Source organism: Streptomyces sp. NPDC031340 (genome assembly GCF_055569945.1).
In genome coordinates this window covers 81,584-103,757 of sequence record NZ_JBVIIE010000034.1, presented here as the reverse complement: position 1 = coordinate 103,757, position 22,174 = coordinate 81,584, and the positions used below count along the sequence as shown (strand labels likewise).

The 22,174-nt window shown below is 72.3% G+C and carries 20 protein-coding genes; 18 read left to right on the top strand and 2 right to left on the bottom strand.

The window, feature by feature from the left end; translation table 11 throughout:
- Positions 1–194: 194 nt before the first annotated feature.
- From ACZ5GT_RS25585 to nusB, 3 genes are read left to right on the top strand one after another with little or no spacing between them, the layout of a single operon-like run.
- Complete coding sequence (locus tag ACZ5GT_RS25585; protein WP_469030644.1) at positions 195–1,301, top strand: aminopeptidase P family protein; 1,107 nt, start codon at positions 195–197, stop codon at positions 1,299–1,301.
- Between the two features lie 47 nt (positions 1,302–1,348).
- Positions 1,349–1,915 carry an elongation factor P gene (gene efp, locus ACZ5GT_RS25580; protein ID WP_469030640.1) on the top strand — a complete coding sequence of 189 codons (567 nt, stop codon included), beginning with the start codon at positions 1,349–1,351 and terminating at the stop codon, positions 1,913–1,915.
- 2 nt (positions 1,916–1,917) lie between these two features.
- On the top strand, positions 1,918–2,352 hold the full coding sequence (gene nusB / locus ACZ5GT_RS25575; RefSeq protein ID WP_469030634.1) for a transcription antitermination factor NusB: 435 nt from the start codon (positions 1,918–1,920) through the stop codon (positions 2,350–2,352).
- A gap of 164 nt (positions 2,353–2,516) precedes the next feature.
- Here nusB and bldD read toward each other — a convergent pair whose 3' ends face one another.
- Positions 2,517–3,020 (bottom strand): transcriptional regulator BldD, encoded by a 504-nt coding sequence (gene bldD / locus ACZ5GT_RS25570; protein ID WP_043498969.1) that lies wholly within the window; start codon positions 3,018–3,020, stop codon positions 2,517–2,519.
- Between the two features lie 253 nt (positions 3,021–3,273).
- Between bldD and pyrR the strand changes: the two genes are divergently transcribed.
- From pyrR to ACZ5GT_RS25500, 14 genes are all read left to right on the top strand, one after another.
- Positions 3,274–3,846, top strand: a complete 573-nt coding sequence (gene pyrR / locus ACZ5GT_RS25565; protein ID WP_469030628.1) for a bifunctional pyr operon transcriptional regulator/uracil phosphoribosyltransferase PyrR — start codon at positions 3,274–3,276, stop codon at positions 3,844–3,846.
- Positions 3,847–3,934: 88 nt separating this feature from the next.
- The gene (locus tag ACZ5GT_RS25560) at positions 3,935–4,912 is read left to right on the top strand and encodes an aspartate carbamoyltransferase catalytic subunit (protein WP_351884414.1); all 978 of its coding nucleotides are present in this window, start codon (positions 3,935–3,937) and stop codon (positions 4,910–4,912) included.
- Between the two features lie 5 nt (positions 4,913–4,917).
- Positions 4,918–6,204, top strand: coding sequence for a dihydroorotase (locus ACZ5GT_RS25555; protein WP_469030625.1), 1,287 nt, complete (start codon positions 4,918–4,920; stop codon positions 6,202–6,204).
- Entirely contained in the window at positions 6,201–6,761 is a 561-nt protein-coding gene (locus ACZ5GT_RS25550) for a PH-like domain-containing protein (protein ID WP_469030619.1), read from the top strand. Before ACZ5GT_RS25555 ends, ACZ5GT_RS25550 begins: the two co-directional genes overlap by 4 nt.
- The gene (carA, locus tag ACZ5GT_RS25545) at positions 6,758–7,915 is read left to right on the top strand and encodes a glutamine-hydrolyzing carbamoyl-phosphate synthase small subunit (RefSeq protein WP_469030614.1); all 1,158 of its coding nucleotides are present in this window, start codon (positions 6,758–6,760) and stop codon (positions 7,913–7,915) included. The genes ACZ5GT_RS25550 and carA overlap by 4 nt, the downstream gene beginning before the upstream one ends.
- The gene (gene carB, locus ACZ5GT_RS25540) at positions 7,908–11,219 is read left to right on the top strand and encodes a carbamoyl-phosphate synthase large subunit (RefSeq protein ID WP_469030609.1); all 3,312 of its coding nucleotides are present in this window, start codon (positions 7,908–7,910) and stop codon (positions 11,217–11,219) included. Before carA ends, carB begins: the two co-directional genes overlap by 8 nt.
- 55 nt (positions 11,220–11,274) lie before the next feature.
- A complete protein-coding gene (locus ACZ5GT_RS25535) occupies positions 11,275–12,381 on the top strand; it encodes a quinone-dependent dihydroorotate dehydrogenase (protein WP_469030603.1) in 1,107 nt (368 codons plus the stop codon).
- A complete protein-coding gene (gene pyrF / locus ACZ5GT_RS25530; protein ID WP_469030600.1) occupies positions 12,378–13,220 on the top strand; it encodes an orotidine-5'-phosphate decarboxylase in 843 nt (280 codons plus the stop codon). Before ACZ5GT_RS25535 ends, pyrF begins: the two co-directional genes overlap by 4 nt.
- Positions 13,221–13,551: 331 nt before the next feature.
- Positions 13,552–13,875, top strand: coding sequence for an integration host factor (locus ACZ5GT_RS25525; protein WP_003977346.1), 324 nt, complete (start codon positions 13,552–13,554; stop codon positions 13,873–13,875).
- Between the two features lie 58 nt (positions 13,876–13,933).
- A complete protein-coding gene (gene gmk, locus ACZ5GT_RS25520; RefSeq protein WP_469030595.1) occupies positions 13,934–14,491 on the top strand; it encodes a guanylate kinase in 558 nt (185 codons plus the stop codon).
- Between the two features lie 49 nt (positions 14,492–14,540).
- Positions 14,541–14,813 carry a DNA-directed RNA polymerase subunit omega gene (gene rpoZ, locus ACZ5GT_RS25515; RefSeq protein WP_003977348.1) on the top strand — a complete coding sequence of 91 codons (273 nt, stop codon included), beginning with the start codon at positions 14,541–14,543 and terminating at the stop codon, positions 14,811–14,813.
- Between the two features lie 151 nt (positions 14,814–14,964).
- The gene (coaBC, locus tag ACZ5GT_RS25510; protein WP_469030590.1) at positions 14,965–16,167 is read left to right on the top strand and encodes a bifunctional phosphopantothenoylcysteine decarboxylase/phosphopantothenate--cysteine ligase CoaBC; all 1,203 of its coding nucleotides are present in this window, start codon (positions 14,965–14,967) and stop codon (positions 16,165–16,167) included.
- Positions 16,168–16,408: 241 nt separating this feature from the next.
- Entirely contained in the window at positions 16,409–17,617 is a 1,209-nt protein-coding gene (gene metK, locus ACZ5GT_RS25505) for a methionine adenosyltransferase (RefSeq protein ID WP_469030585.1), read from the top strand.
- 277 nt (positions 17,618–17,894) lie between these two features.
- Positions 17,895–20,045 carry a primosomal protein N' gene (locus tag ACZ5GT_RS25500; protein WP_469030580.1) on the top strand — a complete coding sequence of 717 codons (2,151 nt, stop codon included), beginning with the start codon at positions 17,895–17,897 and terminating at the stop codon, positions 20,043–20,045.
- A gap of 230 nt (positions 20,046–20,275) precedes the next feature.
- Here ACZ5GT_RS25500 and ACZ5GT_RS25495 read toward each other — a convergent pair whose 3' ends face one another.
- Positions 20,276–20,821, bottom strand: a complete 546-nt coding sequence (locus ACZ5GT_RS25495) for a hypothetical protein (RefSeq protein WP_469030575.1) — start codon at positions 20,819–20,821, stop codon at positions 20,276–20,278.
- Positions 20,822–21,165: 344 nt separating this feature from the next.
- On the opposite strand from ACZ5GT_RS25495, the gene fmt reads away from it, so the two are divergent.
- Positions 21,166–22,098 carry a methionyl-tRNA formyltransferase gene (gene fmt, locus ACZ5GT_RS25490; protein ID WP_469030572.1) on the top strand — a complete coding sequence of 311 codons (933 nt, stop codon included), beginning with the start codon at positions 21,166–21,168 and terminating at the stop codon, positions 22,096–22,098.
- Positions 22,099–22,174 lie beyond the last annotated feature (76 nt).

The following is a 22,174-nucleotide window of genomic DNA, read 5'->3' as shown; positions in this document are numbered from 1 at the left end:
CCCCCCCCCCCCCCCCCCCCCCCCCCCCCCCCCCCCCCCCCCCCCCCCCCCCCCCCCCCCCCCCCCCCCCCCCCCCCCCCCCCCCCCCCCCCGCCGGGGTCCGCCGGGCCGGGGTCCGCAGGGCCGTCCCCCGTTCGGCACCCTTCCCGCCCTCCCAACCGGCACAAAGCGGTCATCGCTCCTAGGCTCATCTCATGTCAGAGATGCACGCCATCCGCCGAACCCGGCTCAGGGAGCAGTGCAACGCGGCCGGCAACGCGGCAGCGCTCGTCTCCCGCCCCGCCAACGTGCGCTACCTCGCGGGCGCCGCCCCGCGCGGTAGCGTCCTGCTGCTGGGCAGGACCGAGGACCTGCTGGTCTGTCCAGGCCCGCTGGACGACCGCCCCACGCCGGGGCGCCCCGACGAGACGCTGCGCGTGCACACGCTCATGGGCGCCGGAGGCGACCCCGCGGTCGCCGCCGCCGGCCTGGCCGAGGCCCAGCGCGCCGACTCCCTCGCCGTCGAGGAACACCACCTCACCGTCTCCCGGCACCGAGCCCTCGCCTCCGTCGCGCCGCGGCTGCGCTTCGCGGACCTCTCAGCCGCGGTCGAACAGCTCAGAGTGGTCAAGGACGAGGAGGAGATCTCCTGCCTGCGGATCGGCGCCGAGATCGCCGACCAGGCCCTCGGCGAGCTGCTGGAGTCCATCCTCGTCGGCCGCACCGAACGCCACCTCGCCCTGGAACTCGAACGCCGCCTCGTCGACCACGGCGCCGACGGCCCCGCCTTCCCCACCTCCGTCGCCACCGGCCCGAACGCCGGCCGCCGCGCCCACCGGCCCACCGACCGGCGGGTCGAGGAGGGCGACTTCCTCTCCGTCTGCCTGGGCGCCATGTACCGCGGCTACCGCTGCGAGATCGGCCGCACCTTCGTCATCGGCACCACCCCCGCCGACTGGCAGATCGAGCTGTACGACCTCGTCTTCGCCGCCCAGCGGGCCGGCCGCGAGACCCTGGCGCCCGGCGCCGCCCACCGTGACGTGGACCGCGCGGCACGGCAGGTCCTGGACTCGGCGGGCTACGCGGAGGCCCTCCCGGCCCTGACCGGACACGGTGTCGGACTCGAAATCGACGAGGACCCGCAGCTGGCCCCCGCTTCCATGGGTAAACTGGACGCTTGCGTGCCGGTCACCGTCGAACCGGGGGTCCACCTCCCGGGCCGGGGCGGCGTCCGGATCGATGACACGCTCGTCGTCCGCCCCGAGGCGGACGGCGGACCCGAGCTACTCACCATCACGACCAAGGAGCTGCTCGCGCTATAGGTGCGTGCCCCGGGGTCGTCCACGTCAGTCCAGGAGATTCCGCAACCGTGGCTTCCACGAACGACCTCAAGAACGGCCTGGTGCTCAAGCTCGAAGGCGGCCAGCTCTGGTCCGTCGTCGAGTTCCAGCACGTCAAGCCCGGCAAGGGCCCGGCATTCGTGCGCACCAAGCTCAAGAACGTGCTCTCCGGCAAGGTCGTCGACAAGACCTTCAACGCCGGTGTCAAGGTCGAGACGGCCACCGTCGACAAGCGCGACATGCAGTTCTCCTACATGGACGGCGAGTACTTCGTCTTCATGGACATGGAGACCTACGACCAGCTCATGGTCGACCGCAAGGCCGTCGGCGACGCCGCCAACTTCCTCATCGAGGGCTTCACCGCCACCGTCGCGCAGCACGAGGGCGAGGTGCTCTTCGTCGAGCTCCCGGCCGCCGTCGAGCTGACGGTCGCGGAGACCGAGCCTGGCGTCCAGGGCGACCGCTCCACCGGCGGCACCAAGCCCGCCACGCTGGAGACCGGCCACCAGATCCAGGTCCCGCTCTTCATCACCACCGGTGAGAAGATCAAGGTCGACACCCGTACGAGCGACTACCTCGGCCGGGTGAACAGCTAACCGTGGCTGCCCGCAACACGGCCCGCAAGCGCGCCTTCCAGATCCTCTTCGAGGGCGACCAGCGCGGCGCCGACGTCCTGACGGTCCTCGCGGACTGGATCCGGCTGTCCCGGAGCGACACCCGCCAGCCGCCGGTCAGCGAGTACACGATGCAGCTCGTCGAGGGCTACGCGGGGCACGCGAAGCGCATCGACGAGCTGATCGCGCAGTACTCGGTCGGCTGGACGCTCGACCGGATGCCGGTGGTCGACCGCAACATCCTGCGCCTGGGCGCCTACGAGCTGATCTGGGTCGACGAGACCCCGGACGCCGTCGTCCTGGACGAGATGGTGCAGCTGGCGAAGGAGTTCTCCACGGACGAGTCGCCCTCGTTCGTCAACGGCCTGCTCGGCCGGCTGAAGGACCTCAAGCCCTCGCTGCGCCGCGAAGAGGCGTGAGGGGCACCAGCGACGCACCACGCCGGAGGGCCCGCGGCACGACCGCCGCGGGCCCTCCGGCGTTTCCCGCGCAGGTGTCGGAGGCCACAGAAAACCGCCGGGGTGGCCGGAACCGCGAAGTTCCGGCCACCCCGGCGGCACGTTTCTGCTGAGGCGCCCGGGACTCAGCTCTCCTCGTGGGCCGCGACGGCACGCCGCGCGTCCGCGTCCAGCACGCCCCAGCTGATCAGCTGCTCGGTCAGGACCGACGGGGACTGGTCGTAGATGACGGCGAGTGTGCGCAGGTCGTCCTGGCGGATCGACAGCACCTTGCCGTTGTAGTCACCGCGCTGCGACTGGATCGTCGCCGCGTACCGCTGCAGGGGGCCCGCCTTCTCGGCCGGCACGGTGGCCAGCCGCTCCAGGTCCAGGACCAGCTTCGGCGGCGGCTCGGCGGCCCCGCCCGGAGTGGTGCCCGGCAGCAGCTCCTGCACGGGAACGCCATAGAAATCCGCGAGCTCGGCGAGGCGCTGCACGGTCACGGCGCGGTCGCCGCGCTCGTAGGACCCGACCACGACCGCCTTCCAGCGTCCCTGGCTCTTCTCCTCGACACCGTGGAGGGAAAGGCCCTGCTGGGTGCGGATGGCCCGGAGCTTGGCCCCGAGCTGTTTGGCGTATTCGCTGGACATATGGCTCCCCGGACACTGTGTCGACGCGGCTGCGGTGGGTCCGCGCCGCGCGTCTGGTAACTCACTGTGAGGTTACGCAGCGTGACTCTCGCGCGTCAAGCCGAATGGTCCACCCCGACCCTTCCGTGGCGACGGTGGCTGAATACGCCAGGGGGGTGATCAGGGACGTCGCGTGCGCCTGCTACCGTGGATGGCGCAAATCCGACGTCCTTTAAGGTCCGTCCCGTGAGGCGGAGAAGGAGGTCCGTTTCTCATGGACACCTCAGCATCCGATGCGCGGCCCGTTCTCGAGGCCCCCGACATCGCCCGGGTCCTGACCCGCATCGCCCACGAGATCGTCGAGCGCGCCAAGGGCGCCGACGACGTGGTGCTCCTCGGCATTCCCACCCGAGGCGTCTTCCTCGCCCGGCGGCTCGCCGCGAAGCTCGAGGAGATCACCGACCGCAAGATCCCGGTGGGGTCGCTGGACATCACCATGTACCGCGACGACCTGCGCATGCACCCGCCGCGTGCGCTGGCCCGCACCGAGATCCCCGGTGACGGCCTCGACGGCAGGCTGGTCGTCCTCGTCGACGACGTGCTCTTCTCCGGCCGCACCATCCGCGCCGCCCTCGACGCCCTGAACGACCTCGGGCGCCCGCGCGCGGTGCAGCTCGCGGTCCTCGTCGACCGCGGCCACCGCGAACTGCCCATCCGCGCCGACTACGTCGGCAAGAACCTCCCCACGTCGTTGCGGGAGACGGTCAAGGTCCAGCTCGCCGAGGAGGACGGTCGCGACACCGTGCTGCTCGGCGCCAAGCGGACCGCTCCGGGCGCGCAGCAGTAGCGCACGCGCGTACGTCACCGCCGTACGCGCGCACCGTCGCGCCCCCGCCTGCCCGAAATCTCCTGAACTGCCTTACGGAGCCTGACAGATGCAGCGTCATCTCATCTCGGCCGCCGACCTCACCCGCGACGACGCCGTCCTGATCCTCGACACCGCCGAGGAGATGGCCCGGGTCGCCGACCGGCCGATCAAGAAACTCCCGACCCTGCGCGGCCGCACGGTCGTCAACCTCTTCTTCGAGGACTCCACCCGGACCCGGATCTCCTTCGAAGCCGCGGAGAAGCGCCTGTCCGCGGACGTCATCAACTTCTCCGCCAAGGGCTCCAGCGTGTCCAAGGGCGAGTCCCTGAAGGACACCGCGCAGACCCTGGAGGCCATGGGCGTCGACGCCGTGGTCATCCGGCACGGCGCCTCCGGAGCCCCCTACCGCCTCGCCAACTCCGGCTGGATCGACGCCGCGGTCATCAACGCCGGCGACGGCACCCACCAGCACCCCACCCAGGCGCTGCTCGACGCGTTCACCATGCGCCGCCGCCTGGTCGGCCGGGACGCAGGCCTCGGCCAGGACCTGTCCGGCAAGCGCATCACCATCGTCGGCGACGTCCTGCACAGCCGGGTCGCCCGCTCCAACGTCGACCTGCTGCACACCCTCGGCGCCGAGGTCACCCTGGTCGCCCCGCCCACCCTGGTGCCGGTCGGTGTCGAGCACTGGCCCTGCGAGGTGTCGTACGACCTCGACTCCACGCTTCCCAAGTCCGACGCGGTGATGATGCTGCGCGTCCAGCGGGAGCGCATGAACGCCGCCTTCTTCCCGACCGAGCGCGAGTACTCCCGGCGCTACGGCCTCGACGGCGACCGCATGGCGCGGATGCCCGAGCACGCGATCGTGATGCACCCCGGGCCGATGGTCCGCGGCATGGAGATCACCGCCGAGGTCGCCGACTCCGGCCGCTGCACCGCCGTTGAGCAGGTCGCCAACGGAGTGTCCATCCGGATGGCCGTCCTGTACCTGCTGCTCGGAGGCAACGAGCCCGCCGTCACCCACACCCGTACCGAGGAGAAGTAAGACCCATGAGCAAGATCCTGATCCGTGGTGCGAAGGTGCTCGGCGGCGAGCCGCAGGACGTGCTGATCGACGGCCAGACGATCGCCGAGGTGGGGGCGGGACTGAGCGCGGACGGCGCGGAGGTCGTCGAGGCGGCCGGCAAGGTGTTGCTGCCGGGCCTGGTCGACCTGCACACGCACCTGCGCGAGCCCGGCCGCGAGGACTCCGAGACCGTGCTGACCGGCACCCGCGCCGCCGCGAGCGGCGGCTACACCGCCGTGTTCGCCATGGCCAACACCTTCCCGGTCGCCGACACCGCCGGCGTCGTCGAGCAGGTCTACCGGCTCGGCCAGGAGCACGGCTACTGCGACGTGCAGCCCATCGGCGCCGTCACCGTCGGCCTCGAGGGCCGCAAGCTCGCCGAACTGGGCGCCATGCACGAGTCGGCGGCCGGCGTCACCGTCTTCTCCGACGACGGCAAGTGCGTCGACGACGCCGTGATCATGCGCCGGGCGCTGGAGTACGTGAAGGCGTTCGGCGGCGTCGTCGCCCAGCACGCGCAGGAGCCGCGGCTGACCGAGGGCGCCCAGATGAACGAGGGCGTCGTCTCCGCCGAGCTGGGCCTCGGCGGCTGGCCCGCGGTCGCCGAGGAGTCGATCATCGCGCGGGACGTGCTGCTCGCCGAGCACGTCGGCTCCCGCGTGCACATCTGCCACCTGTCGACGGCGGGCAGCGTCGAGATCGTCCGCTGGGCGAAGTCCCGCGGCATCGACGTCACCGCCGAGGTCACCCCGCACCACCTGCTGCTCACCGACGAACTGGTGCGCACCTACAACCCGGTCTACAAGGTCAACCCGCCGCTGCGCACCGAGCGCGACGTGCATGCCCTGCGCGAGGCGCTCGCCGACGGCACGATCGACATCGTCGCCACCGACCACGCCCCCCACCCGCACGAGGACAAGGACTGCGAGTGGGCCGCGGCCGCCATGGGCATGGTCGGGCTGGAGACCGCCCTTTCGGTGGTCCAGGAGACCATGGTGGAGACCGGCCTGCTGGACTGGGCGCAGGTCGCCGACCGCATGTCCTTCACGCCCGCCAGGATCGGCCGGGCCACCGGTCACGGGCGTCCCGTCTCGGCTGGTGAGCCCGCCAACCTCACCCTCGTCGACACGGCATACCGTGGGACGGTGGACCCCACGGGCTTCGCCTCGCGCAGCCGCAACACCCCGTACGAGGGGCGTGAGCTGCCGGGCCGTGTGACGCACACGTGGCTGAGGGGCAAGGCCACCCTCGTCGACGGGAAGCTCACGTGACACCTGTAATCCTGCTCGCGGCCGAGAAGAAGTCGGCCGAGGTCACCGACTGGGCCGCCCGCGTCGGCTGGCTCGTCGGCCTCGCCCTGTTCGTCGCGCTCGTCTACTGGCTGATGCGCGAGGGCTGGAAGTGGCGCGGCACGCTCCAGGGCGACCTGCCCGAGCTGCCCAGCGCGCCGGACGAGCCCGGCGAGCCGAAACTGACCATGAGCGGCCGCTACCACGGCTCCACCACCGCCGGACAGTGGCTCGACCGGATCGTGGCGCACGGCCTCGGCACCCGCAGCCTGGTCGAGCTCACGCTGACGGACGCGGGACTGGACGTCGTACGCCCCGGCGCGACCGACTTCTTCGTCCCGGCCGAGCGGCTGCGCGGGGCCCGCCTCGACAAGGGCATCGCCGGCAAGGTCCTGACCGAGGGCGGCCTGCTCGTGGTGACCTGGGCGCACGGCGAGCGCCTGATCGACTCCGGGTTCCGCTCCGACCGGGCGGCCGAGCACACCGAGTGGGTCGACACCCTGAACGAGATGATCAACAAGACGGAAGGCGCACGATGACAACCTCCACCAGGGGAGCTGCCAGGGTTCCCGCCGTACTCGTCCTGGAGGACGGCCGGATGTTCCGCGGCCGTGCCTACGGGGCCGTGGGGGTGACCTTCGGCGAAGCCGTGTTCTCCACCGGCATGACCGGCTACCAGGAGACCCTCACCGACCCCTCGTACCACCGCCAGGTCGTCGTGATGACCGCCCCGCACGTCGGCAACACCGGCGTCAACGACGAGGACCCCGAGTCCAAGCGCATCTGGGTCGCCGGATACGTCGTCCGCGACCCCGCCCGCGTGCCGTCCAACTGGCGCTCCCGCCGCTCCCTCGACGACGAGCTGCGCCACCAGGGCGTCGTCGGCATCAGCGGCATCGACACCCGCGCGCTCACCCGCCACCTGCGCGAGCGCGGCGCCATGCGCGTCGGCATCTTCTCCGGCCAGGCGCTGCCCGACGCGGGCACCATGCTCGCCGAGGTCCGCCAGGCCCCCGAGATGCAGGGCGCGAACCTGTCCGCCGAGGTCGCCACCAAGGAGGCGTACGTCGTCCCGGCGATCGGCGAGAAGAAGTTCACCGTCGCCGCCGTCGACCTCGGCATCAAGGGCATGACCCCGCACCGCATGGCCGAGCGCGGCATCGAGGTGCACGTGCTCCCGGCGACCGCGACCGCCGAGGACGTCTACGCCGTCAACCCCGACGGCGTGTTCTTCTCCAACGGCCCCGGCGACCCCGCCACCGCCGACCACGCGGTCTCCGTCATGCGAACCGTCCTGGAGCGCGGCACGCCGCTGTTCGGCATCTGCTTCGGCAACCAGATCCTGGGCCGCGCCCTCGGCTTCGGCACCTACAAGCTCAAGTACGGCCACCGCGGCATCAACCAGCCGGTGCAGGACCGCACCACCGGCAAGGTCGAGGTCACCGCGCACAACCACGGCTTCGCCGTCGACGCCCCCCTCGACAAGGTCTCCGACACCCCCTACGGCCGCGCCGAGGTCTCCCACGTCTGCCTCAACGACAACGTGGTCGAGGGCCTGCGGCTCCTCGACCGCCCGGCCTTCAGCGTCCAGTACCACCCCGAAGCGGCCGCCGGCCCGCACGACGCCGCCTACCTGTTCGACCGCTTCACGTCTTTGATGAGCACAGCACTGATGGAGGGCCAGCGTGCCTAAGCGCACCGATATCCAGTCCGTCCTGGTCATCGGCTCCGGCCCGATCGTCATCGGCCAGGCCGCCGAGTTCGACTACTCCGGCACCCAGGCGTGCCGCGTGCTCAAGGCCGAGGGCCTGCGCGTCATCCTCGTCAACTCCAACCCGGCGACGATCATGACCGACCCGGAGATCGCCGACGCCACCTACGTCGAGCCGATCACCCCGGAGTTCGTCGAGAAGATCATCGCCAAGGAGCGGCCCGACGCCCTGCTGCCCACCCTGGGCGGCCAGACGGCCCTGAACACCGCGATCTCCCTGCACGAGAACGGCGTCCTGAACAAGTACGGCGTCGAGCTGATCGGCGCCAACGTCGCGGCGATCCACAAGGGCGAGGACCGCGACCTGTTCAAGGAGGTCGTGGAGGAGGTCCGCAAGAAGATCGGGCACGGCGAGTCCGCCCGCTCCGTCATCTGCCACTCCATGGACGACGTCCTCGCGGGCGTCGAGACCCTCGGCGGCTACCCGGTCGTCGTCCGCCCGTCCTTCACCATGGGCGGCGCCGGCTCCGGCTTCGCGCACGACGAGGAGGAGCTGCGCCGCATCGCCGGGCAGGGCCTCACCCTCTCGCCGACCACCGAGGTGCTCCTGGAGGAGTCCATCCTCGGCTGGAAGGAGTACGAGCTGGAGCTGATGCGCGACAAGCACGACAACGTCGTGGTCGTCTGCTCCATCGAGAACTTCGACCCGATGGGCGTGCACACCGGCGACTCGATCACCGTCGCCCCCGCGATGACGCTGACCGACCGCGAGTACCAGATCCTGCGCGACGTCGGCATCGCGATCATCCGCGAGGTCGGCGTCGACACCGGCGGCTGCAACATCCAGTTCGCGGTGAACCCCGAGGACGGCCGGGTCATCGTCATCGAGATGAACCCGCGCGTGTCGCGCTCCTCGGCCCTCGCCTCCAAGGCCACCGGCTTCCCGATCGCCAAGATCGCCGCCAAGCTCGCCGTCGGCTACACCCTCGACGAGATCCCGAACGACATCACGCGGGAGACCCCGGCCTCCTTCGAGCCGACGCTCGACTACGTCGTCGTCAAGGCACCGCGGTTCGCCTTCGAGAAGTTCCCGAGCGCCGACTCCACGCTGACCACCACCATGAAGTCGGTCGGCGAGGCCATGGCCATCGGCCGCAACTTCACCGAGGCCTTCCAGAAGGCGCTGCGCTCGCTGGAGAAGAAGGGCAGCCAGTTCACCTTCGTCGGCGAGCCCGCCGGAGACAAGGACGAGCTGCTGGCGGCCGCGGTACGGCCCACCGACGGCCGGATCAACACCGTCATGCAGGCCATCCGCGCGGGCGCCACCCCCGAGGAGGTCTTCGAGTACACGAAGATCGACCCCTGGTTCGTCGACCAGCTCTTCCTCATCAAGGAGATCGCCGACGAGCTGGCCGAGGCCCCGGAGCTCACCCCCGAGCTGCTCGCCGAGGCCAAGCGGCACGGCTTCTCCGACCAGCAGATCGGCGAGATCCGCGGCCTGCGCGAGGACGTCGTCCGCGAGGTGCGGCACGCCCTCGGCATCCGCCCGGTGTACAAGACGGTCGACACCTGCGCCGCCGAATTCGCCGCGAAGACGCCGTACTTCTACTCCTCCTACGACGAGGAGACCGAGGTCGCGCCCCGCGAGAAGCCGGCCGTCATCATCCTCGGCTCCGGGCCGAACCGCATCGGGCAGGGCATCGAGTTCGACTACTCCTGCGTGCACGCGTCCTTCGCGCTGAGCGACGCCGGGTACGAGACGGTGATGGTCAACTGCAACCCGGAGACCGTCTCCACCGACTACGACACCTCCGACCGCCTCTACTTCGAGCCGCTGACGCTGGAGGACGTGCTGGAGATCGTGCACGCCGAGCAGCAGGCCGGCCCGGTCGCCGGCGTGATCGTGCAGCTCGGCGGCCAGACCCCGCTGGGCCTGTCGCAGGCGCTGAAGGACAACGGCGTGCCGATCGTCGGCACCTCCCCGGAGGCCATCCACGCCGCCGAGGACCGCGGCGCGTTCGGGCGGGTGCTCGCCGAGGCGGGCCTGCCGGCCCCCAAGCACGGCACCGCCACCACCTTCGCCGAGGCCAAGGCCATCGCCGACGAGATCGGCTACCCGGTCCTGGTCCGCCCGTCGTACGTGCTGGGCGGCCGCGGCATGGAGATCGTCTACGACGAGTCCCGGCTGTCGTCCTACATCGCCGAGTCGACCGAGATCAGCCCCTCCCGGCCGGTCCTCGTCGACCGGTTCCTGGACGACGCGATCGAGATCGACGTGGACGCCCTCTACGACGGCGAGGAGCTGTACCTCGGCGGCGTCATGGAGCACATCGAGGAGGCCGGCATCCACTCCGGCGACTCGGCGTGCGCGCTGCCGCCGATCACCCTGGGCGGCTTCGACATCAAGCGCCTGCGCGCCTCCACCGAGGCCATCGCGCGCGGCGTCGGGGTGCGCGGCCTGATCAACATCCAGTTCGCGCTGGCCGGCGACATCCTCTACGTCCTGGAGGCCAACCCGCGCGCCTCCCGCACCGTCCCCTTCACCTCGAAGGCGACCGCGGTGCCGCTGGCGAAGGCCGCCGCCCGGATCTCGCTCGGCGCGACCGTCGCCGAGCTGCGCGAAGAGGGTCTGCTGCCGAAGAACGGCGACGGCGGCGAGCTGCCGCTGGACGCGCCGATCTCCGTCAAGGAGGCCGTGATGCCCTGGAGCCGCTTCCGGGACACCTCCGGACGCGGCGTCGACACCGTCCTCGGCCCGGAGATGCGCTCCACCGGCGAGGTCATGGGCATCGACTCGGTCTTCGGCACGGCGTACGCCAAGTCGCAGGCGGGCGCCTACGGGCCGCTGCCGACCAAGGGCCGCGCCTTCATCTCGGTCGCCAACCGCGACAAGCGCTCGATGATCTTCCCGGCGCGCGAACTGGTCGGGCACGGCTTCGAGCTGCTCGCCACGTCCGGCACGGCGGAGGTGCTCAAGCGCAACGGCATCAACGCCACCGTCGTGCGCAAGCAGTCCGAGGGCACCGGCCCGAACGGCGAGAAGACCATCGTCCAGCTCATCCACGACGGCGAGGTCGACCTCATCGTCAACACGCCGTACGGCACCGGCGGCCGGCTCGACGGCTACGAGATCCGCACGGCGGCCGTCGCGCGGTCGGTCCCGTGCCTGACCACGGTCCAAGCGCTGGCCGCCGCCGTCCAGGGCATCGACGCCCTCAACCACGGTGACGTGGGCGTCCGCTCGCTCCAGGAACACGCCGAGCACCTGACCGCGGCCCGCGACTAGCAGCCACGAGGGGGACACCGGAAACGGTGTCCCCCTCTTCATGAGGACACGAGACATGTACAAGCTTTTCTTCCGTCTGCTCTTCCGACGGATGGACCCCGAGCGGGCCCACCACCTCGCCTTCCGCTGGATCCGGCTGGCCGCCCGCGTCCCGGTGCTCCGTACCTTCGTCGCGGCCGCCCTCGCGCCCCGCCACAAGGAGCTGCGCACGGAGGCGTTCGGCCTGCGGATGCACGGCCCGTTCGGGCTAGCCGCCGGCTTCGACAAGAACGCGGTCGGCATCGACGGCCTGGCGATGCTCGGCTTCGACCACGTCGAGATCGGCACGGTGACCGGCGAGGCCCAGCCCGGCAACCCCAGGAAGCGCCTGTTCCGCCTGGTGCCGGACCGCGCGCTGATCAACCGCATGGGCTTCAACAACGAGGGCTCGCTGGCCGTCGCCGCCCGCCTCGCCTCCCGCAACCCGGTTTTCCGGACCGTCGTGGGCGTCAACATCGGCAAGACAAAGGTGGTGCCGGAGGCCGAGGCGGCCGACGACTACGTGAAGTCGGCCGAGCGGCTGGCGCCGTACGCCGACTACCTGGTCGTGAACGTGTCGTCCCCGAACACGCCCGGCCTGCGCAACCTCCAGGCGACCGAGGCGCTGCGGCCGCTGCTGACCGCCGTCCGCGAGGCCGCCGACCGCGCGGTCCCCGCCCGGCGCGTGCCGCTGCTGGTGAAGATCGCCCCCGACCTCGCCGACGAGGACATCGACGCGGTGGCCGACCTGGCCGTCGACCTCGGCCTGGACGGCATCATCGCCACGAACACCACCATCGCGCGCGAAGGACTCGGTCTGACCTCCCCGCCCTCGCTGGTGAAGGAGACCGGCGGCCTGTCCGGCGCACCGCTGAAGGCCCGCTCCCTGGAGGTGCTGCGCCGCCTGTACGCGCGCGTGGGCGACCGCATCACGCTCGTCGGCGTCGGCGGCGTCGAGACGGCCGAGGACGCCTGGCAGCGCATCCTGGCCGGTGCCACGCTGGTACAGGGCTACAGCGCCTTCGTCTACGAGGGCCCGTTCTGGAGCCGCGCCGTCCACAAGGGCCTCGCCGCCCGGCTGCGGACGAGCCCGTACGCCACCCTCGCCGACGCGGTCGGCGCCGACGTGAGGAGGTCCGCATGACCCTGGAACCCTTCGGCGCCCGGCTGCGCCGCGCGATGGACGAGCGGGGCCCGCTGTGCGTCGGCATCGACCCGCACGCCTCCCTGCTCACCGAGTGGGGCCTGAACGACGACGTGGCCGGCCTGGAGCGGTTCAGCCGCACGGTGGTCGAGGCGCTGGCCGACCGGATTGCCGTGCTGAAGCCGCAGAGCGCGTTCTTCGAGCGCTTCGGGTCCCGCGGCGTCGCCGTCCTGGAGAAGACGGTCGAGGAGGCGCGGGCCGCCGGCGCGCTCGTCGTCATGGACGCCAAGCGCGGCGACATCGGCTCGACCATGGCCGCCTACGCCGAGTCGTTCCTGCGCAAGGACTCACCGCTGTTCTCCGACGCGCTGACCGTCTCCCCGTACCTCGGCTACGGCTCGCTCAGCCCAGCGGTCGCGCTGGCGCGGGAGAGCGGCACGGGCCTGTTCGTGCTGGCGCTGACCTCGAACCCGGAGGGCGGCGAGGTGCAGCACGCGGTCCGCGCGGACGGGCGGGACGTCGGCGCGACGATGCTGGCCCACCTGGCCGCCGAGAACGTGGGGGAGGAGCCCCTGGGGTCCTTCGGGGCGGTCGTGGGCGCCACGCTGGGCGACCTGTCGCTGTACGACCTCGACATCAACGGTCCGCTGCTGGCGCCCGGCGTCGGCGCCCAGGGGGCCACGCCGGCCGATCTGCCCCGGGTCTTCGGCAGCGCGATCCGCAACGTCGTCCCGAACGTCAGCAGGGGCGTGCTGCGGCAGGGTCCCGACGTCGGCTCGCTGCGCTCGGCGGCCGAGCGTTTCGCGGAGGAGATCCGCGCCGCGCTGGCCGGCGCGTGAGGCTTTCGTGACGGGCGTCAGAGGGGCTCGAGCCGCCCGTCCGAGCCCTCCGGCCGCCGTGCGCGGGCCCGCTTGAGTCTGAATACATGCTCAAATCCGGGGCATTATGTCCTAAATGTCCGCCCTGGCGGAGGCTGACCAGGACTTTTCCGCTGTTCTCGCTGACTCCGGCGGACTTGCCCGCTAGTCTCCGACGAGTGAGGGCGGCACCCACGCCCTCCAACCAGTGGGGGAGAACGGGCAGCGTGTTGCTCGCGGCTCCCCAGGTGTGGGGCGACTAGGTTCCTCACCGGTCCGTATCCGACAGTTCGACATCCGAGGTGACGTAGGCGTGGCTCTTCCGCCCCTTACCCCTGAACAGCGCGCAGCCGCGCTCGAAAAGGCCGCCGCGGCTCGCCGGGAGCGGGCCGAGGTCAAGAATCGACTCAAGCACTCCGGCGCCTCCCTGCACGAGGTCATCAAGCAGGGCCAGGAGAACGACGTCATCGGCAAGATGAAGGTCTCCGCCCTGCTCGAGTCCCTCCCGGGCGTGGGCAAGGTCCGCGCCAAGCAGATCATGGAGCGACTCGGCATCTCCGAGAGCCGCCGTGTGCGGGGTCTCGGGTCCAACCAGATCGCCTCCCTGGAGCGCGAGTTCGGCAGCACCGGCTCCTGAGTCCGGGTGCTGCGGACCTGGAGTCCCGGGCACACCGCGAGTACTGGATAATCGCTGCATGAGCGAACGTCCGCGGCTGACCGTGCTCTCCGGCCCCTCCGGGGTCGGCAAGAGCACGGTCGTCGCCCATATGCGCAAGGAACACCCCGAGGTCTGGCTCTCGGTGTCGGCGACGACCCGCAAGCCCCGCCCCGGCGAGCGGCACGGTGTCCACTACTTCTTCGTCACCGACGACGAGATGGACAAGCTGATCGCCAACGGCGAGCTGCTGGAGTGGGCCGAGTTCGCCGGCAACCGTTACGGCACGCCGCGCGCGGCCGTGCTGGAGCACCTGGAGTCCGGGGTCCCGGTCCTGCTGGAGATCGATCTCCAGGGCGCCCGGCAGGTCCGCGAGACCATGCCCGAGGGCCGGTTGGTGTTCCTGGCTCCTCCCTCCTGGGACGAGCTGGTGCGCAGGCTCACCGGGCGGGGCACCGAGCCGCCCGAGGTGATCGAGCGCCGGCTGTCCGCCGCGAAGATCGAGCTGGCGGCCGAGCCGGAGTTCGACACGACCCTGGTCAACACCTCCGTCGAGGACGTGGCGCGCGAGCTGCTAGCCTTGATGGATGTGGTCTGACCGGCTTCGGTCACCGCACATTTCTTTCCCACCCATCGGAAGGTAGAGCGTGTCCTCTTCCATCTCCGCGCCCGAGGGCATCATCAACCCGCCGATCGACGAGCTCCTCGAGGCCACCGACTCGAAGTACAGCCTCGTGATCTACGCGGCCAAGCGGGCCCGCCAGATCAACGCGTACTACTCGCAGCTCGGCGAGGGCCTCCTCGAGTACGTCGGTCCGCTCGTCGACACCCACGTGCACGAGAAGCCGCTCTCGATCGCCCTGCGCGAGATCAACGCGGGTCTGCTGACGTCCGAGGCCATCGAGGGCCCGGCGCAGTAATATCAGCAGCTTCGCGGTTGGCTTTTCCACAGGCCCGGCGGCACGTCCGCCGGGCCTGTGGTCTGCTCGGGGGTGCGGGGGTCGCCCCCGCGGCGTGATGCAGCATGTAAGGCGTACGTGAGACGTACGTTTCCGAGGCCGGGGAGAGACGGTGGACAAGCCGAAGGTCGTTCTGGGGGTCAGCGGTGGCATCGCCGCGTACAAGGCCTGTGAGCTGCTGCGGAGGCTGACGGAGTCGGGACACGACGTGCGCGTCGTGCCCACCGCCTCCGCGCTGCACTTCGTCGGCGCCGCGACCTGGTCCGCGCTGTCCGGGCACCCCGTCGCCACGGAGGTCTGGGACGACGTCCACGAGGTGCCCCACGTGCGCATCGGCCAGCAGGCCGATCTGGTGGTGGTCGCCCCCGCCACCGCCGACACGCTCGCCAGGGCGGCCCATGGCCTCGCCGACGACCTGCTCACCAACACCCTCCTCACGGCCCGCTGCCCGGTGGTCTTCGCCCCCGCGATGCACACCGAGATGTGGGAGCACCCGGCCACCCAGGAGAACGTGGCGACACTGCGCCGCCGCGGCGCCGTCGTCATCGAGCCGGCCGTCGGCCGGCTGACCGGCGTGGACACCGGCAAGGGACGGCTGCCCGACCCGGCCGAGATCTTCGAGGTCTGCCGCCGGGTGCTCGCCAGGGGAGCGCGGGAGCCGGATCTCGCCGGCCGGCACGTCGTGGTCAGCGCGGGCGGCACCCGCGAGCCCCTCGACCCGGTCCGCTTCCTCGGCAACCGTTCCTCCGGCAAGCAGGGCTACGCCCTCGCCCGCACCGCCGCCGCGCGCGGCGCCCGGGTCACGCTGGTCGCGGCCAACACCGGCCTGCCCGACCCGGCGGGCGTGGACGTCGTCCGGGCCGGCACCGCGGTGCAGCTGCGCGAGGCGGTGCTGAAGGCGGCGGCGGACGCCGACGCCGTCGTGATGGCCGCCGCGGTCGCCGACTTCCGCCCGGCCGAGTACGCGGCCGGGAAGATAAAGAAGCAGGACGGCCGGGACCCCGAGCCCGTCGTCCTGGTACGGAATCCGGACATCCTCGCGGAGGTGTCCGCCGACCGGGCGCGGGCCGGACAGGTGATCGTCGGCTTCGCCGCCGAGACCGACGACGTCCTCGCCAACGGCCGAGCCAAGCTGGTCCGCAAGGGCTGCGACCTGCTCGTGGTGAACGAGGTGGGGGAGCGCAAGACGTTCGGATCCGAGGAGAACGAGGCCGTGGTGCTCGGCGCCGACGGCAGCGAGACGCCCGTGCCGTACGGCCCCAAGGAGGCCCTGGCCGAAATCGTGTGGGACCTGGTGGCGCAGCGCCTGCACTGAGTGCTTCATTCACTTCCCGGTCCGTTCGAACCACGCACTCGGGGGGTGCGGCGCCCCTGGCCAAGCCCCCGGGTGATTGGGCAGAATGCCCGTGCCGCAGGTCACAGCGCTCCCGAGAGGCGAGACAGGGGGGCCGGTGGCCAGGTGTGACCGATAAACTGTTCTCGGACGACGTCGGGCGCAGCCCCCGGGCGCGTCCGCCAATGATCAGCCAGCAGCCGCTGCAACCCCAGGGAGCGTTGTGTCCCGTCGCCTGTTCACCTCGGAGTCCGTGACCGAGGGTCACCCCGACAAGATCGCTGACCAGATCAGCGACACCATTCTCGACGCGCTCCTGCGCGAGGACCCGACCTCCCGGGTCGCCGTCGAGACGCTGATCACCACCGGCCTGGTGCACGTGGCCGGAGAGGTCACGACCAAGACCTACGCGGACATCGCGACCCTCGTCCGCAACAAGATCCTCGAGATCGGCTACGACTCCTCCAAGAAGGGCTTCGACGGAGCCTCCTGCGGCGTCTCGGTGTCCATCGGCGCCCAGTCCCCGGACATCGCGCAGGGCGTCGACACGGCGTACGAGACCCGTGTCGAGGGCGACGACGACGAACTCGACCGCCAGGGCGCCGGCGACCAGGGCCTGATGTTCGGCTACGCGAGCGACGAGACGCCGACCCTGATGCCGCTGCCGATCTTCCTGGCCCACCGCCTGTCGAAGCGCCTGTCCGACGTCCGCAAGAACGGCACCATCCCCTACCTGCGCCCGGACGGCAAGACGCAGGTCACCATCGAGTACGACGGCGACAAGGCGGTCCGCCTGGACACGGTCGTGGTCTCCTCGCAGCACGCGAGCGACATCGACCTGGACTCCCTCCTGGCGCCCGACATCCGCGAGTTCGTCGTCGAGCCCGAGCTGAAGGCGCTCCTGGACGAGGGCATCAAGCTCGACACCGAGAACTACCGCCTGCTGGTCAACCCGACCGGCCGCTTCGAGATCGGCGGCCCGATGGGCGACGCCGGCCTCACCGGCCGCAAGATCATCATCGACACGTACGGCGGCATGGCCCGCCACGGCGGCGGCGCCTTCTCGGGCAAGGACCCGTCCAAGGTGGACCGCTCGGCCGCGTACGCGATGCGCTGGGTGGCGAAGAACGTCGTGGCGGCCGGCCTGGCCTCCCGCTGCGAGGTGCAGGTCGCGTACGCGATCGGCAAGGCCGAGCCGGTCGGCCTGTTCGTCGAGACCTTCGGCACCGCCAAGATCGACCACGAGAAGATCGAGAAGGCCATCGACGAGGTCTTCGACCTCCGCCCCGCCGCGATCATCCGCGACCTCGACCTGCTCCGTCCGATCTACGCCCAGACCGCGGCATACGGCCACTTCGGCCGTGAGCTGCCGGACTTCACCTGGGAGCGGACGGACCGCGTGGACGCGCTGCGGCAGGCCGCCGGCCTGTAAGCGCCCACGCCGGCGTGCCAGAAGTGCCCCCGAGCTTCTGCGGAGCCCGGGGGCGTCTTCATGTCCCGGGGCGGGGCATGACGCCGGCTCGCTGTGTCCGGGGCGGGTCTGAGGCCGGCTCGCTGCATCCGGGGCGGGCCCGACGTCGGCCCGCGGTGACGGCGGCCGCCGGGCGTCCCGTGAGTCGCGGCGTCCAGGGCGTCCCGGGAGTCGGGGAGCGCCCCCGGGCATCCCGGACGCGCGGCGGTTGTCAGTGGCGTTTGGTAAGAATGCAAGCGTGAGCAGCGAGAACGGGCAGGGCGACGAGGCGCGGTCGGCGCCGCCCGAGCAGCTCGCGCTGATCCGCGAGAGCGTGCGCAGGGCCAGGGAACCGCGGGCCAAGCCGCGGACCTGGCGGGGGGCCGCGCTGGCCGGGGAGCTGCCCGTCGCGCGGGTGCTGGTCGACAAGGGTGTGCTGCATCTCGACCGCTACTTCGACTACGCCGTCCCCGAGGAGCTGGACGCCGACGCGCAGCCCGGGGTGCGGGTGCGGGTGCGGTTCGGGGCCGGGCGGCACCGGGTGCGCGAAGGCCGCCGCGAGGGCGGCGGGCTGATCGACGGGTTCCTCGTCGAGCGGCGTGCCGAGTCCGACTACTCCGGGCCGCTCGCCGCGCTGGCCCAGGTCGTCTCGCCGGAGCGGGTGCTGAGCGAGGAACTGCTCGGGCTCGCCCGGGCCGTCGCCGACCGGTACGCGGGGAGCCTCGCCGACGTGCTGCAGCTGGCCGTGCCGCCGCGCAGCGCGCGGGCCGAGCAGCGGCCCTCGCCCGAGCCGCTGCCGCCGCCCGGCGCGCCGGAGGCGGGATCCTGGACGCGCTACGAGCGGGGACCCGGGTTTCTCCGGTCACTGGCCTCCGGGGGCTCACCGCGCGCCGTGTGGAACGCGTTGCCCGGTCCCGAGTGGAGCGAGGAGCTGGCGAGGGCCGTGGCGGCGACGCTGGCGTCCGGGCGCGGGGCGCTCGTCGTCCTGCCCGACGGGCGGGCGGTCGCCCGGGTCGACGCGGCGCTGACCGCGCTGCTGGGTGCGGGGCGGCACGCGGTGCTCACCGCCGACGCCGGGCCCGAGAAGCGCTACCGGGAGTGGCTGGCCGTGCGACGGGGCTCCGTGCGGGCCGTCGTGGGCACGCGGGCCGCGATGTTCGCGCCGGTGCGGGACCTGGGGCTGGTCGCCGTCTGGGACGACGGCGACGACAGCCACAGTGAGCCGCACGCGCCGCAGCCGCATGCCCGGGAGGTACTGCTGCTGCGGGCCGCGCACGACAAGTGCGGCTTTCTGCTGGGCGGTTGGAGCTGCACCGTGGAGGCCGCGCAGCTCGTCGAGACGGGCTGGGCGCGGCCGCTCGTCGCCGCCCGTGAGCAGGTGCGGGCCGCCGCGCCGCTCGTGCGGACCGTCGGTGACGGGGACCTCGCCCGGGACGAGGCGGCGCGCGCCGCCCGGCTGCCGACGCTCGCCTGGCAGGCCGTCAGGGAGGGCCTGCGGCACGGGCCCGTGCTGGTGCAGGTGCCGCGGCGGGGATACGTGCCGCGGATGGCGTGCGCCGGATGCCGGGCGCCCGCTCGGTGCCGGCACTGCTCCGGACCGCTGGAGGGGCAGGAGTCGGGGGCGGCGCTGCGGTGCGGGTGGTGCGGGCGCGCGGAGGGTGCCTGGCACTGTCCGGAGTGCGGGTCGTTCCGGCTGCGGGCCCAGGTGGTGGGGGCGCGGCGGACCGCCGAGGAGCTGGGGCGGGCGTTCCCGGCGGTGCCGGTGCGCACCTCGGGCCGCGAGCAGGTGCTGGACACCGTCCCGGACACGCCCGCGCTGGTGGTGAGCACGCCGGGGGCCGAGCCCGTCGCCGACGGCGGCTATGCGGCGGCCCTGCTGCTGGACGGCTGGGCCATGCTCGGGCGGCCGGATCTGCGGGCCGGCGAGGACGCGCTCCGGCGGTGGATCGGGGCGGCGGCGCTCGTCCGTCCGCACGGCGCCGGGGGGACGGTCGTGGTGGTCGCCGAGCCGACGCTCCGGCCCGTGCAGGCCCTGGTGCGCTGGGATCCCGTCGGGCACGCGGTGCGGGAGCTCGCCGAGCGGGCCGAGCTGGGCTTCCCGCCGGTGTCCCGGATGGCGGCCGTGTCGGGGGTGCCGGAGGCGGTCGCGGACTACCTGTCCACGGTGCGACTGCCGCCCGAGGCGGAGGTGCTGGGGCCGGTGCCGCTGCCGGTCACGCCGCCCGGACGCCCCCGCAGGACGGGTGCGCCGCCTCCCGGCGAGCTCTGGGAGCGCGCGCTCGTGAGGGTGCCGCCGGGCAGCGGGCCCGCCCTGGCCGCCGCGCTGAAGGCCGCGCAGGCGGCACGGATGGCGCGGGGCGGCGGGGAGGCGCCGGTACGGGTCCGGATCGATCCGCCGGACATCGGGTGACGCGCGGACGACGCGCGGGTGAGGTGACGCGCGGGGCTCGGGCGGGGGCCGACGCTCGGCGTCCGGACGGGCCCGGTCGGGGAGCCGGGTGGGGAGCCGGGCGGGAGGAGCCGCCGAGTCAGGCTGGAGCGGTGTGGTCCGGAGCCTGTGTGGTCCGCGCCGGGGGGAGCCGCCCTCCCGGGGACGCCGGGAGGGCCGGGAAGGGCAGGGGGAGGGGAGCGGACGGCGGCTCAGCCGTTGCGTGGGCCGGGGAAGGCCGTCGGCCTGGCGCCGTCGCGCAGGCCGGGGCTGCCCGCCGTCGGCTGCGACGGCATGGAACGGGCGGCGGGGACCGTCGGGATGCCTGAATTGACGCCGGAGTTGACGCCGACCGTCCGGCTGCCGGACGGCTCGGTGGTCCGCTCGCCCTCGGCGGACGCCTGGGCCCCCGCGCGGCGCGCACCGTAACGGCGGTGCACCGCCTGCTTGGTGACGCCGAGGGCGGAGCCCACCGCGTCCCACGAGAAGCCGAGTGAGCGGTCGAAGTCGACCGCGGCCGTGACCAGGGTCTCGACGCTGTCGCGGAGTTCCTGCGCGAGGCGGACCGTCGGGGCGGGGGCGCGCCCGTAGACGACGAAGCCCGTGGCGGGGCCGGAGCGGCGCGGGCGGTAGACGTTGCCCAACTGGGCGGTGAGCGTGCGCAGTGCGTCCACCTGCCGGCGGACCCGCTCGATGTCCCGCACCAGCAATTGCAGGCTGGCCCGAGCCTGGGCGTCGTGAGTTGCGTGGTCGGCCATGAACAAGCCTCTCGAACCGGCGTTGAAACGGATCGGGCAGCGCGATGTGCGGCCCTTGGGGGTCAACTCTTCCTTGACCAACGCCGATCAGCGCCGCAGGTCACGCATCGGGGGCGTACGGGCATATGCGTACGCCCCCGTGACCGGGAGCGCCGCGGCCGGCGGACGGGTCCGGCAAACGGGTCCGGCAAACGGGTCCGGCGTGCGGGTCCGGCAGGCGGCTCCGCGAGACGGCTCTGTGAGGGGGCTCCATGCCCGCGGGCCTCCTCGGCGGCGGGTCGCGGTGGTGGGCCATAGACTTGGTGGCCGCCGTCGTCACCGTCCGGAGAGGCCCGAACCCACCCATGAAGCTCGTCTTCGCCGGTACCCCCGAGGTCGCCGTTCCCGCTCTGGACGCCCTGATCAACTCCGGGCGGCACGAGGTGGCCGCCGTCGTCACGCGGCCCGACGCGCCGGCCGGGCGGGGACGCAGGCTGGTGGCGTCGCCCGTCGCCGAGCGGGCGGCGGAGGCCGGCATCGAGGTGCTGAAGCCGGCCAAGCCACGGGAACCCGAATTCCTGGAGCGGCTGCGGGAGATCGGCCCGGACTGCTGTCCCGTCGTCGCCTACGGGGCCCTGCTGCCGCGCGTCGCGCTCGACATCCCCGTGCACGGCTGGGTCAACCTGCACTTCTCGCTGCTGCCCGCCTGGCGGGGCGCCGCGCCCGTGCAGCACGCCCTCATGGCCGGGGACGAGATCACCGGCGCCTCCACCTTCCTCATCGAGGAGGGCCTCGACTCCGGGCCCGTCTACGGGACGGTCACCGAGGAGGTCCGGCCCACCGACACCAGCGGTGACCTGCTGACCCGGCTCGCCTTCGCCGGAGCGGGACTGCTCGTCGCGACCATGGACGGCATCGAGGACGGCACTCTCAAGGCCGTGCCGCAGCCCGCGGAGGGCGTCACCCTCGCCCCGAAGATCACCGTCGAGGACGCCCGGATCGACTGGGCGGCCCCGGCGCTCAGGGTCGACCGGGTCGTGCGCGGATGCACCCCGGCGCCCGGCGCCTGGACCACGTTCCGCGGCGAGCGGCTGAAGATCACGCAGGTCAGGCCGGTGCCGGAGCGCACCGACCTCGTGCCGGGACAGCCGTCCGTCGGCAAGAACAGCGTCCACGTCGGTACCGGCTCCTACGCCGTCGAGCTGCTGTGGGTGCAGGCGCAGGGCAAGAAGCCGATGCGGGCCGCGGACTGGGCGCGCGGCGTGCGCATCGCCGACGGCGAGACCCTCGGCGGCTAGCACGAAGACGGGGAACGGCGAGGTCCCGGCACTCCCAAGGCGAGCAACGGCGAGCTCCCGGCACCCTCAAGGCGGG

Bases quoted from the DNA above. Each gene is read 5' to 3' on its own strand.
- ACZ5GT_RS25585 (WP_469030644.1), top strand. From the start codon at position 195: ATGTCAGAGATGCACGCCATCCGCCGAACCCGGCTCAGGGAGCAGTGC.
- bldD (WP_043498969.1), bottom strand. From the start codon at position 3,020: ATGTCCAGCGAATACGCCAAACAGCTCGGGGCCAAGCTCCGGGCCATC.
- pyrR (WP_469030628.1), top strand. From the start codon at position 3,274: ATGGACACCTCAGCATCCGATGCGCGGCCCGTTCTCGAGGCCCCCGAC.
- ACZ5GT_RS25560 (WP_351884414.1), top strand. From the start codon at position 3,935: ATGCAGCGTCATCTCATCTCGGCCGCCGACCTCACCCGCGACGACGCC.
- ACZ5GT_RS25555 (WP_469030625.1), top strand. From the start codon at position 4,918: ATGAGCAAGATCCTGATCCGTGGTGCGAAGGTGCTCGGCGGCGAGCCG.
- carA (WP_469030614.1), top strand. From the start codon at position 6,758: ATGACAACCTCCACCAGGGGAGCTGCCAGGGTTCCCGCCGTACTCGTC.
- ACZ5GT_RS25535 (WP_469030603.1), top strand. From the start codon at position 11,275: ATGTACAAGCTTTTCTTCCGTCTGCTCTTCCGACGGATGGACCCCGAG.
- pyrF (WP_469030600.1), top strand. From the start codon at position 12,378: ATGACCCTGGAACCCTTCGGCGCCCGGCTGCGCCGCGCGATGGACGAG.
- gmk (WP_469030595.1), top strand. From the start codon at position 13,934: ATGAGCGAACGTCCGCGGCTGACCGTGCTCTCCGGCCCCTCCGGGGTC.
- ACZ5GT_RS25495 (WP_469030575.1), bottom strand. From the start codon at position 20,821: ATGGCCGACCACGCAACTCACGACGCCCAGGCTCGGGCCAGCCTGCAA.
- fmt (WP_469030572.1), top strand. From the start codon at position 21,166: ATGAAGCTCGTCTTCGCCGGTACCCCCGAGGTCGCCGTTCCCGCTCTG.